The organism is Butyrivibrio sp. AE2032 (assembly GCF_000702965.1).
The window spans coordinates 1,181,457-1,196,531 of sequence record NZ_JNLF01000003.1 but is presented as its reverse complement, the minus strand read 5'-3'; the positions used below and the strand labels follow the sequence as shown (position 1 = coordinate 1,196,531).

Sequence of the window (15,075 nt, the reverse complement as noted above, 5' to 3'; positions counted from 1 at the left end):
GTGAAGCAGAGCCATGCAGTGATGTGCAATGTGTGCTGGCACACAATTGTACATCAATATATGGCGAGCAACACGAACGAGGAAATGCGTAGCATTTTCGAGTCTGTGTCTGCTTCATACGGACCAAGAAAGGAGATGTCAATGTACACAAAAGTCGAGACCGACATGAATTTTGTCGGAAGAGAGAAAAAAGTTGAAGAGTTCTGGAAGAAGGAAGACATATTCCAGAAGAGTGTTGATACCCGCAGCCAGGGTGAGATGTATATGTTCTATGATGGCCCGCCAACAGCTAACGGAAAGCCACATATCGGACACGTTCTTACCCGTGCCATTAAGGATATGATCCCAAGATACCGTACCATGAAGGGATACACAGTTCCCCGTAAGGCTGGTTGGGATACTCACGGACTTCCTGTAGAGCTGGAAGTTGAGAAGATGCTCGGCCTTGACGGCAAGGAGCAGATCGAAGAGTACGGAATGGAGCCCTTCATCAAGAAGTGTAAGGAATCCGTATGGAAATATAAGGGAATGTGGGAGGATTTCTCAGGAACAGTTGGTTTCTGGGCTGACATGGATCACCCATATATCACCTATGATGACAACTTTATCGAGTCTGAGTGGTGGGCTCTTAATGAGATATGGAAGAAAGGTCTTTTGTACAAGGGTTTCAAGGTAGTTCCTTATTGCCCTCGTTGTGGAACCCCTCTTTCATCTCACGAGGTAGCACAGGGCTATAAGACTCTTAAGGAGCGCACAGCTGTAGTTCGTTTCAAGGTTGTAGGAGAAGACGCTTACTTCCTGGCATGGACAACAACACCTTGGACACTTCCTTCAAACATCGGTCTTTGCGTAAACCCTGATGAGACTTATGTAAAGGTTAAGGCAGCAGACGGCTACACATATTATCTTGCACAGGCTCTTGCTGATACAGTTCTTGGATCTCTTGCTAAGGAAGAGGGACAGGCAGCTTATGAGGTGCTTGAGACATACGTTGGTACAGACCTTGAGCACAAGGAGTACGAGCCTCTTTACCAGTGCGCTAAGGATGAGGCTGACAAGCAGCACAAGAAGGCATTCTTCATCTACTGCGACAACTACGTAACTATGTCAGATGGTACTGGTATCGTACACATCGCTCCTGCATTCGGTGAAGACGATGCAAGAGTTGGTCGTAAGTATGACGCTCCTTTAGTACAGATGGTTGACAGCGAAGGACGTCTTAAGCCTGAGACTCCTTTCGGCGGATACAGATGTAAGCCTACTCAGAAGGAAATGGATGAGGGTGCAGTAAGTGCAGATCCAGAGGTACTTAAGGATCTTGATGCAAGAGGACTTCTGTTCTCCGCACCTAAGATGGAGCACGATTATCCTCACTGCTGGAGATGTGGAACACCACTTCTTTACTACGCTCGTTCTTCATGGTTTATCAAGGTTACAGAGGTTAAGGACGACCTTATCCGCAACAATAAAGAGATCAACTGGGTTCCTGAGTCAATCGGTAAGGGAAGATTCGGTGACTGGCTTGAGAACATTCAGGACTGGGGTATCTCCCGTGACAGATATTGGGGAACTCCTCTTAATATCTGGGAGTGCGATGACTGTGGTCACCAGCTTTCAGTAGGATCAAGAAAAGAGCTTGCTGAGCTTTCAGGAGATCCATCTGCTGAGACAGTTGAGCTTCACAGACCATACATCGATCAGTTTGAGATCACCTGCCCTAAGTGCGGCAAGAAGATGCACAGGGTAAAAGAGGTTATCGACTGCTGGTTCGATTCAGGAGCAATGCCATTTGCACAGCTCCACTACCCATTTGAGAACAAGGAGCTCTTTGAGAAGCAGTTCCCTGCTGAGTTCATTTCAGAGGCTGTAGACCAGACAAGAGGATGGTTCTACTCACTCCATGCTGAGGCAACACTTCTTTTCAATAAGCCTGCATTTAAGAACGTTATCGTTCTTGGACTAGTTCAGGATGAGAACGGACAGAAGATGAGTAAGTCAAAGGGCAACGCTGTTGATCCTTTCGATGCTCTTGAGAAGTACGGTGCAGATGCAATCAGATGGTACTTCTATACAAACTCTGCTCCATGGCTTCCAAGCCGTTTCTCCGGAGACGCAGTTATGGAGGGACAGCGTAAGTTCCTTGGAACACTTTGGAATACCTATGCATTCTTCGTACTTTATGCTAATATCGATGGTTTTGATGCGGCAAACTACAAGCTTGAGCTCGATAAGCTTACTGTTATGGACAAGTGGCTTCTTTCAAAGCTTAACAGCTGCGTAAAGGCTGTTGATGAGAACCTTAACAACTACAGAATTCCTGAGGCTGGTAAGGCGCTTGATAACTTCGTTGACGAAATGTCCAACTGGTATGTTCGCCGCAGCCGTGAGAGATTCTGGGCTAAGGGAATGGAGCAGGATAAGATCTCTGCTTACATGACTCTTTATACAGCACTGGTTACTGTTGCTAAGGCAGCAGCTCCTATGGTTCCATTCATGACAGAGGAGATCTACCAGAACCTTGTTCGCAACAGCTTCAAGGATGCACCGGAGTCAATTCACCTTTGTGACTTCCCTGTAGTTGATGAGTCACTCATTGATACTAAGCTTGAGAAGGACATGGAGGAAGTTCTTGATATCGTAGTTCTTGGACGTGCAGGCAGAAATGCAGCAAACATCAAGAACCGTCAGCCTATCGGACAGATGTATGTTAAGGCTGAGCAGACTGTAGGCGAGTTCTACACAGATATCATCAGAGAAGAGCTCAATGTAAAGAGTGTTGAGTTCACAGATGACGTAAGGAACTTCACAAGCTACAGCTTCAAGCCACAGCTTAAGACTCTTGGACCTAAGTACGGCAAGAACATCGGAGCAATCAAGGCATACCTTGAGGGTCTTGATGGAAACGCTACAATGGATGAGCTTAACACCAACGGAAAGATCAAGTTCACAGTAAATGATGTGGATGTTGAGCTTGTTAAGGAAGACCTCCTTATCGAGATGGCTCAGAAGGAAGGTTTCATTTCTCAGGAGAACTGGGGAATCACTGTTGTCCTTGATACAAACCTTTCAGAGGAGCTCATCAAAGAGGGCTTTGTACTTGAGGTTATCAGTAAGGTTCAGACCATGCGTAAGGATTCAGGCTTCGAAGTAATGGATCACATCAAGGTTTCTCTTAACGGAAACGACAAGCTTGCTGAGATCGTTAAGGGCAGTGAAGCAGCTATCTCAACAAAGGTTCTTGCAAACGAGATCGTATACGGCTCAGATGTTGCAAATGCAAAAGAGTGGGATATCAACGGCGAGAAGGTTACAATCGGCGTAGAGAAGGTCTGATAGCTTTTTTAACTAAATAAACAACTTAGAATTCCGGAAGGCAAAAAACGCTTTCCGGAATTTTTTTTTGCTAAACTTTTTCTGCTCAAAAGCCGATATAGAAATCACAGGATGTGCATTAGAGGGAACAGGGATGGTCGTACAGCATAATTTTTTAGCGATGAATTCAAACAGGCAACTTGGAATAACGACTGGCATTCAGGCTAAGTCATCTGAAAAGCTGTCCTCAGGATACAGAATCAATCGTGCAGCAGACGATTCCGCGGGGCGTGAATTTAAGGAAAGAACCAGGGGCATCGATGAAAATGAAGATTATGCCATTACTTTTAAGCTGGAGAACATAGATGGGTTTGGTGGAGACAACGGAAGGAATATTTTGGGACTAATATCAGATCGTATTATGGTGCGTTGCAAAACCGCCTTGAGCATACGATAAGGAATCTTGATAACGTGGTCGAGAATACATCGGCATCGGAGTCCCTTATTAGGGACACGGCTATGTCTGAGGAAATGGTCAGATATTCCAATAACAACATACTTGCTCAGGCCGGGCAGATGATACTGGCTCAATCGAATCAATCAAATCAGGGAGTATTATCTTTACTCCAGTAAACTCTCTTTCTGAAAATGAAAGAGAGTTTTTTTATGCAATCTATTACTGAAATTAAGTTTCTTGTCGATATAACTTATGACTGCAAGGATGTGGTGGTTATATGCATGGATGCTTTAAGGAGGCGCCTGGGTAGTCGGGCATGGTGATAGAAGGATCTTGGCATGGTAATACAGCATAACCTTTCGGCGATGAATTCTAATAGACAGCTTGGAATAACGACTGGGATACAGGCCAAGTCGTCTGAGAAGTTGTCTTCTGGTTATAAGATCAATAGAGCTGCAGATGATGCAGCCGGCCTTGCTATTTCCGAGAAAATGAGAAGACAGGTAAGAGGACTTAATCAGGGGTCTGAGAACATTCAGGATGGAATCTCCCTGCTTCAGGTGGGTGATTCTGCTCTGGTGGAAGTTCAGGACATGCTTCAGCGCATGAATGAGCTTTGCATTAAGGCGGCCAATGATACCCTACAGTCTGTGGACAGAAGCTATATTCAGCAGGAGATAAATCAGTTAAAAGAGGAAATAGACCATATTTCGGCAACAGCCTCATTCAATGAGAGACTTCTTTTTGATGATCTGTTCCCCGGGGAAAAGAAATATAAGAAGCTCTCGGATGTTATCAAGTCTTCAGCAGCAGAGACAGGAGGACTGACAGAAGCTTTCCAGAAAAATGGCAGATGGTATCCGGCAGCAAATATGGACCTTACCGAAGTAGATGCAAATGTGGTGAAGGCGTTGGATGGAAAGGGTTTTTCTTTCACCTGTGCAGCAAGCTGTAGTGAGGTTTTCGAATTTTCTTTTGACACATCAACTTCCAGCAGCAGAATAGAGGGATCTACTCAGTATAGTAGAGGAACCCATAAATACATTATCGGAATAGCAGACTGTAAAAACGGCGAAGATATCGTTGATAAGATCTTTGAGTTTGCATACAACAATCCATTAAATGGAATGCCAGCCTCCAAAATGGCGGAAATGTCTGCAACTTCAGTGCCTGTAAGCCATACAAATACTATTGAAAGGACAGGTCCTGCTAAATTTGTTCTGTGGGGGAATGTAGGCGGTGGATATCCCACGGCTGATGGGGCAAAAAATCATACCTTTAGTCCCGGAATGGGAAGGGTAGACTGCTCCTCTATGGACATTAACATTGAAAGTGAGATTCGTGACCTCTGGATCCAGACCGGGCCGGAAATAACCGAGGGCCTCTATCTTACCATCAATAGGATAAACAGTGAGGTTGTTGGTGTAAATGATGTGGATGTCTCATCTCATGAAAATGCTAAAAAGGGAATCGAGAAGGTAAAAACTGCCATTATCACGATCAGTACTGAGAGATCGAACCTTGGAGCCCAGCAAAACAGATTGGAGCATTCATATAAGAACAACAGAAACATAGAAGAGAACACACAGGCAGCAGAATCAAGAATCCGTGACACAGACATGGCTACCGAGATGGTCAGATACTCCAACAGTAATATCCTTGCCCAGGCCGGACAGTCCATGCTAGCCCAGGCAAACCAGACAAATCAGGGAGTTTTGTCACTTCTTCAGTAAAAAAATTAAATTTTTGTTAGTGAAATGCAAATTGAAGCCGATATAAATATTGACTTGCTAACCAATAGCGAAGGGAAAGCCTTATGGTAGTACAACATAACCTATCCGGCATGAATGCCAACAGACAACTGAATATTACAACTGGTATTCAGGCTAAGTCGTCTGAAAAGCTTTCCTCCGGCTACAGGATAAACAGGGCAGCAGATGATGCAGCAGGACTTGCCATATCTGAAAAGATGAGACGTCAGATCCGTGGCCTTACCCAGGCATCTTCGAATGCTCAGGATGGAATTTCCTTCGTGCAGATTGCAGACGGAGCACTTCACGAAGTTCATGATATGCTGCAGAGGGGAAATGAGTTGGCTGTTAAGGCTGCCAACGACACCCTTACTTCTATAGATCGAACCTATATCAATGCAGAGATAGTAAAGCTTAAGGAAGAGATCAATTCTATAGGTGGAAAGACAACTTTCAATGAAATAAGGATCTTCCCTGATAATGGAGCTTCGATTTCCGAGATGAATGAAGCCCAGAAGGAGCTTGCAAAGAAGATCTCCAGCGAGTATGTTCCAACAGCTATATCACAGATCGTTAGTAAGCTAAGCGGTTCTGTCGGTGGGGCGCTCAACACTCTTGCAGCTAATCCGCCTTCAAAGGATGCCTATGGAATGGATCTTAATATTTCCTATATTGATGGCCCGGGAAACACTCTGGCCTATATGCAGTCGGCTTTTGATGCAAATAATCCCGGTTATGATGAATTTGCTGCAGGCCAGCTCCTTATGAAAGTTGACTCCGATGACTTTTCGTCAGCTAATATGAGCGATTCACTTAAGCAGGAATTCGAGTCCACCATAGCCCATGAGCTTATGCACGGAGTTATGGATGTGCTTATGCCTGAGGGGATGTACAGAGAGGATACGGCAGATAATGATGCAGGAAACTTCCCTAAATGGTTCGTAGAAGGTACTGCACAGCTGGTGGGCGGAGGTTTTACCACCAATTGGAATGACGGAATTATTAAGATTGCTAACAGTTCTGCTGATGACACTCCAAAGACCAATGCAATTAAGTCATATCTGAACAATGGAACATTTACTATTGGTGGTGCTACTTACAAGTATCCCGGTGCATTTACAGTGGATGACAGACCTTATGGCCATGGATATCTGGCCTGTGCATATCTGTGCCAACTGGCAAGTTCAGCCGGAGTAGCAGGAGCAGTTACGCAGGAAAGCCTGATTGAAGGCGCAAACAATATTTTCAAAGCTCTGATGGCAAACGAGAATGAGTATAAAACCAACGGAAAGTCTGCCAGCGTTAAATCCTTTGAGGGAGTGATCAATCAGGTTATTTCAACTAGCGGAAAGAACTTAAGCACTGTTAAAAACGAAATAGACAACGGCAGTGATGATGCTGCAGCCTTTGTTTTAAAGCTTGCCAATGCAAGTAAGCCAGTCAGTGGTAATATGTTTGGAGCAGGATCAATAGTTGCAGATTCCTTGAATTCTCCCTATGTTCTTGGATCGACTGCTACATCAGATCAGCCAATGTACGTTAAAAATATTGATTCTTCAGGTTCAGATGAAGCTGATAAGACAGTTCTTTACCTCCAGGTAGGATCTGAGACTTCATCCATGAACCAGATTGCATTAAAGAGATATGCTCTTTCTGCAGCAGCTCTGGGAATGGAGCAGGCAAACACTCTTACTCATGCTGATTCCCTGGAAGCAATTACGCAGTTTAAGGCAGCTCTTATTAATGTAAGTACCATGCGTTCATATTACGGTGCTATGCAGAACCGTCTTGAGCATACGGTAAAGAATCTGGACAACGTTGTAGAGAACACAACATCAGCAGAATCCAGGATCCGTGACACCGACATGGCGGCTGAGATGGTAAGGTACTCCAATAACAATATTCTGGCTCAGGCGGGTCAGGCAATGCTTGCTCAGGCTAATCAGACAAATCAGGGAGTGCTAAGTCTCCTTCAATGATGTAAAATGAATAACAACCTCTGTGCAAAGGCGCGCAAAAGCCGGCGTACAGAGGTTTTTTAATGCCTTAATGCCGCAGTTTACGGATATTTTATAGAATTGTGCGATAATATGCGGTAAAATAGTAAGGTAAACTTGTTTTTCCGAGGAGGAAGCGTTATGAAGAAAAAGAAACTCTCTTTTGACAAGGATCTGTTCAAGAGAAGCGTCCAGTACAATGTAAAGACTCTTTACAGAAAGACTATGGATGAGGCAACTCCACAGGAGCTGTATCAGGCTTCAGCTTATGCCATAAAGGATGCCATTGTTGACCACTGGATGACAACCCAGAAGGCAGCAGATGAGCAGGATCCAAAGATCGTTTACTACATGTCCATGGAGTTCCTTATGGGAAGGGCATTTGGTAACAACCTTATAAATCTCCAGGCCTATAAGCCTGTCAAAGAAGCTCTCGACGAACTTGGAATAGACGTAAACCTCATCGAGGATCAGGAACCGGATCCGGCCCTTGGCAATGGTGGTCTTGGTCGTCTTGCAGCATGTTTCCTTGATTCACTTTCAACCCTCGGCTATATGGCCTATGGCTGCGGAATCCGTTACAAATACGGTATGTTCCGTCAGAAGATCAAGGATGGCTACCAGGTTGAGGCTCCTGATACCTGGCTTGAAAACGGTAATCCCTTCGAACTTAGAAGAAATGAGTACGCCAAGGAGGTTAAGTTTGGCGGCTATGTAAATATGTACACCGACGACCGAGGCAGAACTGTATTTAAGCAGGAAGGCTACCAGGTTGTTAAGGCTGTTCCATACGACCTTCCTATCGTGGGCTATGGAAACGGCGTGGTAAACACTCTTAGAATCTGGGATGCTGAGCCTGTACAGTGCTTCCAGCTGGATTCCTTCGACAAGGGCGACTATCAGAAGGCTGTTGAGCAGGAGAATCTCGCAAGCCAGCTCTGCGAAGTCCTCTACCCCAACGACAATCACATTGCAGGAAAAGAGCTAAGACTTAAGCAGCAGTATTTCTTTATCTCTGCTTCAGTTCAGACGGCATTAAAGAGATATTTAAAGAGACACGATGATATAAGAAAGTTCTATGAAAAGGCTGTATTCCAGCTGAACGATACACATCCTACAGTTGCAGTTGCAGAGCTTATGCGACTTCTCATGGATGAGTACTATCTCAATTGGGATGAGGCCTGGGATGTGACTTTGAAGACCTGCTGCTACACAAACCACACCATCATGGCTGAGGCCCTTGAGAAGTGGCCGGTAGATCTTTTCCAGAGACTTCTTCCTAGAATCTATCAGATCGTTGATGAGATCAACAGAAGATTTGTTGACCAGATCATGCGCCAGTACACAAATTCTGCAGGAATCGATGTGCAGGCTAAGATCAGAAGCATGGCTATCCTCTATGACAACCAGGTTAAGATGGCTCACCTGGCAATTGTAGGAGGACATTCTGTAAATGGTGTTGCCAAGCTTCATACAGAGATCCTTGAAAAGAGAGAGCTGAAGGACTTCTACGAGATGATGCCCGAGAAGTTCAACAACAAGACCAACGGTATCACCCAGAGAAGATTCCTCATGCACGCAAATCCGCTCCTGGCTGACTGGGTAACAGAAAAGATCGGCGATGGCTGGATCACAGACCTGTCAGAGATGTCCAAACTCAAGGAATTTGTTGATGATAAGAAGGCCCAGAGCGAGTTCATGGAGATCAAGTACCAGAACAAGAAGCGTCTGGCTGCTTATATCAAGGAGCACAACGGCATTGAGGTTGATCCTAAGTCCATCTTTGATGTACAGGTAAAGAGACTTCACGAGTATAAGAGACAGCTCCTCAACATTCTTCAGGTTATTCATAAATACAACGATATCAAGGCTCATCCAAGCAAGGACTTCTATCCAAAGACCTATATCTTTGGCGCAAAGGCAGCAGCCGGATATCTTACAGCAAAGCTTACCATCAAGCTCATTAACTCTGTAGCTGATGTGGTTAACAATGATCCTGATATTGCAGGAAGACTTAAAGTAGTATTCATCGAGGATTACAAGGTTTCAAATGCAGAGCTTATCTTTGCTGCAGCTGATATTTCAGAGCAGATATCCACAGCAAGTAAGGAGGCATCAGGAACCGGTAACATGAAGATGATGCTTAACGGTGCAGTTACTCTTGGAACACTGGATGGTGCTAACGTAGAGATCGTCAACGAAGTAGGTGAGGAAAATGCCTTCATCTTTGGACTTACCTCCGAGGAGGTTATGGCTTACGAGAAGAACGGCGGCTACAATCCTATGGATATCTACAATAGCGATCCTAATGTTAAGTCAGTTCTGGATAAGCTTGTGGATGGTACCTTCTCATCAGACAGAGAGCTGTTCAGGCCGCTCTACAATTGCCTGCTTAATACTGTTAACTCCAACAAGGCAGACCAGTACTTCATCCTGAAGGACTTTGAGGCTTATCTTGAGGCCCACAGAAAGATCACTGATGCCTATGCAGATAAGAGACGCTGGGCTAAGATGTCCATGCTGAACACAGCATGTTGCGGTAAGTTCTCTTCAGATAGAACTATTCAGGAATATGTGGACGAGGTTTGGCATCTGGACAAGCTTCAGATTGAAGTTAAATAAATCACAGAGTGCATTAAAATGGGGCAGTACCTTTTATTACGGGTACTGCCCTTAATTGCTGGGGATATTTCTTTAGTTTGGATCGTTGGATTCCAGGTGGCGCTCTTCAATGAGTTTTTCCACCTGCCGAAGATGTTCTTTATTTCCAGCATCTGTATCGCTCTTTGGAAGAGACTTTCTGTAGGCTGAGGGAGACATCTTTTTCTCCTGCCTGAAGGCTTTTGAAAATACTAGAGGGTCCGAATAGCCACAGGATATGGCGATTGACTCGATGGGAAGCTGTGTCAGCTGCAACAGCTCCTGAGCCTTGGCGATGCGATAGCTTGTCAGGTACTGTTGAGGAGATATCCCAAGGGTCTTTTCAAAAAGAGTGTACAGGTAGCTTCTGTTGATGCAGACATAATTGGCGATATCCGTGACCTTGATGGGGTTGCAGTAGTTGCTTCTGACGTAGGCCTGAGCTTTGGTGACATAATTGTTGGCGCTTCCGGAGTCGCTCTTTTGGGTGACGCTTATTCCGGAGGCTATAACTGAAAGGAACATGGAAAGAAGGCCGTTTCTTCGAAGTACATCCTCTACACTGAAGGTGTTGTGGTCCATCATGTCTTTTACCAGGTCATAGATGGTAGCTGAGTCCTTGGATTTAAACACCGGCTGCTGCAGTGAGAGGCCAAGCTGCGAAACGATTGCCTCAGCTCTTTTGCCTCCAAAGCCCACCCAGGCATAGGTCCAGGGATCCTTTTCATCTGCGACGTAGTAAGCAAGCTCGTCCGGGACGATAAGAAAGCCGTAGCCTTCCTTTAGTGGATAGCTCTTTCCGCCGATGGAGAACTTGCCTTTGCCGGAGAGGCAGTAGTGGATCATGAAGTGGGGCTTTAGGGCCGGGCCAAAGCTGTGACCGGGCAGAGTCTGTGAAAGACCGCAGCAATACACGTAAAGATCATCAGATTCTTCTGTGTTGAACAGGAGTTTATAGGCTTTTTCCATGGTTTGTCCTCGTGATAATCATGTTTATATGGAAATTATACGCATTTAGAAGCCCCCAGACAATTGTATTTTGGGGCAAATTAAGGTAAAATGTAAGATGCATTTTGAGCATTAAACTCAGGGTGTGAAAGGGAAAAAGAGTTGCAAAACGATATTCAGGATTTTTTAAAAGCGGGAAACGAAATTTTAAACAGTGTTTCCAGTGCAATAGACAGAAATGATTACAGCACGCTTCATGCGGATGTGAATAAAGCGATCAAATCCGTCACTATAGACAGAAAGACCATGTACGCCAGCAAGATGAACAATGGCGCACCCATGAGAGCTCAGGCTCCAAGGCAGAAGGTTTATCCATTCCTTGAAAAGAGGATAAGCAAGTATCTTGGAGTACCTCAGATGGCTGCATCAGCGGCTTTCGGAGCATTTATGTTAATGGATTGCCTGGGACTTCTTCTCATTGGTTCCTGGCCGGGAGCAGCTGTTACGGGCGCTATTACAGCTCTTTGTGCACTGGCATTTTTCAAGGGAAAACAGAAGTTTGACCTGGTTAAGAAGTACTATCAGTACGGAAGCGTCTTAAAGGATGCTGAGTACTTCAGTATAACGGATCTTGCAAGGGTTTTAAGGAGCCGTGACAAGACAGTCCTTAAGGATATCAAGGACATGATCAAGCTGGGATTTCTTCCAAGGGCGAAGCTGGACAGGGCTGAGACCACCTGTATGATCACTGACAGGGCCTACGATCAGTACCTTGGAGCTGAGAAGGACAGGGAAGACAGAGAAGCGAGAGCTATTGCTGATAAAAAGAAGGCAGTGGAAGAGGCCAAGGCAAGAAATGCTGAGTACGAAGGACTTCCTACAAAGGCAGTTGAGATACTTGAGGAAGGAAGAGAGTACATCGTCTTCGTAAGACAGATAAATGATGTTATTCCTGATACAGAGGAGCTTTCAAACAAGCTTTACAGGCTTGAAGAGATAATGAACAAGATCTTTGCTCAGGTTAAAAAAGATCCATCCAGTGCAGATGAGCTTCACAAGCTTATGAACTACTATCTGCCTACCACCAAGAAGCTTTTAAATGCTTATGTTGAGCTTGATAAAATGCCTGAGGTTGGAGAGAACATCACTCAGACAAAGCGCGAGATCGACGATGCTATTGATACCATAAATACAGCTTTTGAAAGTCTTTTGGACAGCATGTTCCAGGATATGGCCTGGGATATTTCTTCAGATATCTCAGTTATGAAGACCATGATGGCTCAGGACGGACTTACCGTTGAAGGTCAGGGCATGGCATCACAGATGCAGTCAGCCGGAGGCCCTGCAGTGGCTTTCCAGACAGAGCCTGAAGCTCAGGCTCAGGGGCAGTATCAGACAATGCCAGAGAGTAAATAATTATATAAAAAAGTATTAGGAGGATGATATGGGAGCAGAGTTAGAGTTCGGTGAAGCACCGGTAGCACCATCACTTGAGTTTGGGGCAGCAGCTCAGACCCAGGAAGCACCTGCAGCAGAGGCTGAGAAAGAGCAGTCAAACGGCAACATAGCTATGGAGGCTCAGCTTACAGCTGAAGAGCTTAAGCAGGTTGAGGACTTCAGTAAGCAGATCGACATTGCCAACACAACAGGTATTATGAACTACGGTGTAGGCACTCAGAAGAAGCTGGCTGATTTCTCAGAGAAGGCTATTGAAAACGTAAGAACCAAGGACATGGGCGAGGTTGGTGACATGATCACAAACCTTGTTACAGAGCTTAAGAGTTTCGAGATTGATGAGGATGAGAAGGGAATCAAAGCTCTTTTCAAAAAGAGTGCTAACAAGCTTGAGGCCCTTAAGGTTAAATACAGCAAGGCTGAGACCAATGTTCAGGCTATCAGCAATGAGCTTGAAAGACACCAGGTAACTCTTCTTAAGGACGTTGAAGTTCTTGATAAGATGTACGACCTGAATCTTAACTACTACAAAGAGCTTACAATGTACATCCTGGCTGGTAAGAAGAAGCTTGAGGAAGAGAGAAGTACCACTCTTGTTGAGCTTCAGAAGAAGGCTGAGGCTTCAGGACTTCCTGAGGATGCTGAAGCAGCTAAGGATTTCGCAAACAAGTGCGACAGATTTGAGAAGAAGATCTATGACCTTGAGCTCACAAGAACCATCGCTATGCAGACAGGTCCTCAGATCCGTATGGTACAGTCTTCAGATACAATGATGGCTGAGAAGATCCAGTCAACCATCGTTAACACCATTCCTCTTTGGAAGAACCAGATGGTCATCGCTATGGGCATCGAGCACGCTACACAGGCTGCTCAGGCTGAGCGTGAGGTTAACGATATGACCAACAAGCTCCTTAGAAAGAACGCTGATGCTCTTAAGGTTGCTACAATCGAGAGTGCAAAAGAGGCTGAGAGAGGAATTGTTGATATCGAGACCCTCAAGCACACTAACGAGTCTCTTATCACAACTTTGGATGAAGTCCTTAAGATCCAGACAGAAGGTAAGCAGAAGCGCCATGAGGCTGAGGCTGAACTTGCTCAGATCGAGAATCAGCTTAAGGATAAGCTTATCCAGGCAGCTAAGAGCTGATATAAATAATAAAATGATTGATAGCCCGGGACTACCTGTCTAAGGAAGCCCCGGGATTTTTTTGACGACTTATTTTTAACATTTTGACAGGTTGTTTGAACAAAGTGGTATGGAAAAAACAGGGGATAAAGTTTATGATAATGGCAACAAACAACACTTTATTTCTGTATTTCAGGAGGGTTATATGATCGATCAGGAGATGAAAAAGACAGTTCTTGACAGCTTTGAGAAGGTTTATGGAAAGAATGATAATGTTAAGGCTTACTTTGCACCGGGACGAGTAAATCTTATTGGTGAACATACAGATTATAACGGAGGACACGTTTTCCCCTGTGCACTTACAATCGGAACTTACGGAGCAGCAGCTAAAAGAGATGACAACAAGCTCCGTTTTTACTCAGTAAATCAGGACAGACTTGGAGTTGTTGAGACTTCCCTTGATGATCTTAAGCCCTACGACAAGGCAGGCTGGACCAACTATCCAAAGGGAGTTATCTGGGCATTTGAGAAAAGAGGCATGAAGCTGGACAAGGGCTTTGACATGGTTATCGACGGAAACATCCCTAATGGTTCAGGTCTTTCATCTTCAGCATCTTTAGAGGTTCTTACAGGATTTATCTTAAGAGACCTTTATGGGTTTGAAGTAAGCAACCAGGATCTTGCCATTATCGGACAGTATTCTGAGAACAACTACAACGGCTGCAATTGCGGAATCATGGACCAGTTCGCTGTTGCCATGGGTAAGGATAATAATGCTATTTTCCTTGATACAGCCGATCTTTCTTTTGAATATGCTCCAATCAAGCTTGAGGGAGCAAAGATCATAATCGCCAATACTAATAAGAAGCACAAACTGACAGATTCCCAGTACAATGCAAGGCGCAGCATGTGCGAGGAAGCTCTTGCTATCCTTCAGAAGAAGGTTGATATCAAGGGGCTTGGCGATCTTTCTATCGAAGAGTTTGAGGCTAACAAGGATGTTTTGACAGATCCTGATATGCAGAAAAAGGCAAAGCACGCTGTATATGAGAATCAGCGCACTATCGAGGCGGTTAAGGCCCTTAAGGACGGAGATCTTGAGCACTTCGGAAAGCTCATGAGACAGTCCCACGAGTCCCTTCGTGATGACTACGACGTAACAGGCGTTGAGCTTGATACCCTTGCTGAAGAGGCATGGAAGATCCCAGGAGTTATCGGTTCAAGAATGACCGGTGGTGGATTCGGAGGATGCACAGTTTCCATCGTAAAGGACGAGGCCATCGAGAACTTCAAGAAGACTGTAGGCGAGAACTACAAAAAGAAGATCGGATACGATGCAACCTTCTACACAGTAGAAATTGGTGGTGGCCCGGAGGTAATCTGAGCGAT

The 15,075-nt window shown here is 44.9% G+C and carries 9 protein-coding genes and 2 pseudogenes; 10 read left to right on the top strand and 1 reads right to left on the bottom strand.

Annotation, left to right across the window (positions count from 1 at the left end; all coding sequences use genetic code 11):
• Positions 1–141 precede the first annotated feature (141 nt).
• From ileS to BO18_RS07315, 7 genes and pseudogenes are all read left to right on the top strand, one after another.
• A complete protein-coding gene (ileS, locus tag BO18_RS07340) occupies positions 142–3,333 on the top strand; it encodes an isoleucine--tRNA ligase (RefSeq protein ID WP_034444965.1) in 3,192 nt (1,063 codons plus the stop codon).
• Between the two features lie 133 nt (positions 3,334–3,466).
• Entirely contained in the window at positions 3,467–3,769 is a 303-nt protein-coding gene (locus tag BO18_RS35575; RefSeq protein WP_034444962.1) for a flagellin N-terminal helical domain-containing protein, read from the top strand.
• Positions 3,724–3,945 (top strand): annotated as a pseudogene (locus BO18_RS36480) (flagellin); the annotation flags it as partial. The gene BO18_RS35575 and the pseudogene BO18_RS36480, both read left to right, overlap by 46 nt.
• A gap of 162 nt (positions 3,946–4,107) precedes the next feature.
• On the top strand, positions 4,108–5,502 hold the full coding sequence (locus BO18_RS35565) for a flagellin N-terminal helical domain-containing protein (RefSeq protein ID WP_034444959.1): 1,395 nt from the start codon (positions 4,108–4,110) through the stop codon (positions 5,500–5,502).
• A gap of 83 nt (positions 5,503–5,585) precedes the next feature.
• Positions 5,586–5,939: pseudogene (locus BO18_RS36605) on the top strand (flagellin N-terminal helical domain-containing protein); the annotation flags it as partial.
• Positions 5,913–7,499, top strand: coding sequence for a flagellinolysin (locus BO18_RS34275; protein WP_242856570.1), 1,587 nt, complete (start codon positions 5,913–5,915; stop codon positions 7,497–7,499). The pseudogene BO18_RS36605 and the gene BO18_RS34275, both read left to right, overlap by 27 nt.
• A 159-nt stretch (positions 7,500–7,658) precedes the next feature.
• A complete protein-coding gene (locus BO18_RS07315; RefSeq protein WP_034444957.1) occupies positions 7,659–10,139 on the top strand; it encodes a glycogen/starch/alpha-glucan phosphorylase in 2,481 nt (826 codons plus the stop codon).
• Positions 10,140–10,211: 72 nt separating this feature from the next.
• On the opposite strand, the gene BO18_RS07310 is transcribed toward BO18_RS07315, so the two are convergent.
• Complete coding sequence (locus BO18_RS07310) at positions 10,212–11,126, bottom strand: AraC family transcriptional regulator (RefSeq protein ID WP_034444954.1); 915 nt, start codon at positions 11,124–11,126, stop codon at positions 10,212–10,214.
• A gap of 141 nt (positions 11,127–11,267) precedes the next feature.
• Here BO18_RS07310 and BO18_RS32525 point away from each other — a divergent pair, with 141 nt between their 5' ends.
• From BO18_RS32525 to BO18_RS07295, 3 genes are all read left to right on the top strand, one after another.
• The gene (locus BO18_RS32525) at positions 11,268–12,521 is read left to right on the top strand and encodes a 5-bromo-4-chloroindolyl phosphate hydrolysis family protein (protein ID WP_051688562.1); all 1,254 of its coding nucleotides are present in this window, start codon (positions 11,268–11,270) and stop codon (positions 12,519–12,521) included.
• A 28-nt stretch (positions 12,522–12,549) separates the two neighbouring features.
• Positions 12,550–13,707 (top strand): toxic anion resistance protein, encoded by a 1,158-nt coding sequence (locus tag BO18_RS07300; RefSeq protein ID WP_034444951.1) that lies wholly within the window; start codon positions 12,550–12,552, stop codon positions 13,705–13,707.
• Positions 13,708–13,906: 199 nt separating this feature from the next.
• Positions 13,907–15,070, top strand: coding sequence for a galactokinase (locus BO18_RS07295; protein WP_034447136.1), 1,164 nt, complete (start codon positions 13,907–13,909; stop codon positions 15,068–15,070).
• Positions 15,071–15,075 lie beyond the last annotated feature (5 nt).

Bases quoted from the DNA above. Each gene is read 5' to 3' on its own strand.
- ileS (WP_034444965.1), top strand. From the start codon at position 142: ATGTACACAAAAGTCGAGACCGACATGAATTTTGTCGGAAGAGAGAAA.
- BO18_RS35575 (WP_034444962.1), top strand. From the start codon at position 3,467: ATGGTCGTACAGCATAATTTTTTAGCGATGAATTCAAACAGGCAACTT.
- BO18_RS35565 (WP_034444959.1), top strand. From the start codon at position 4,108: ATGGTAATACAGCATAACCTTTCGGCGATGAATTCTAATAGACAGCTT.
- BO18_RS07315 (WP_034444957.1), top strand. From the start codon at position 7,659: ATGAAGAAAAAGAAACTCTCTTTTGACAAGGATCTGTTCAAGAGAAGC.
- BO18_RS07310 (WP_034444954.1), bottom strand. From the start codon at position 11,126: ATGGAAAAAGCCTATAAACTCCTGTTCAACACAGAAGAATCTGATGAT.
- BO18_RS07300 (WP_034444951.1), top strand. From the start codon at position 12,550: ATGGGAGCAGAGTTAGAGTTCGGTGAAGCACCGGTAGCACCATCACTT.
- BO18_RS07295 (WP_034447136.1), top strand. From the start codon at position 13,907: ATGAAAAAGACAGTTCTTGACAGCTTTGAGAAGGTTTATGGAAAGAAT.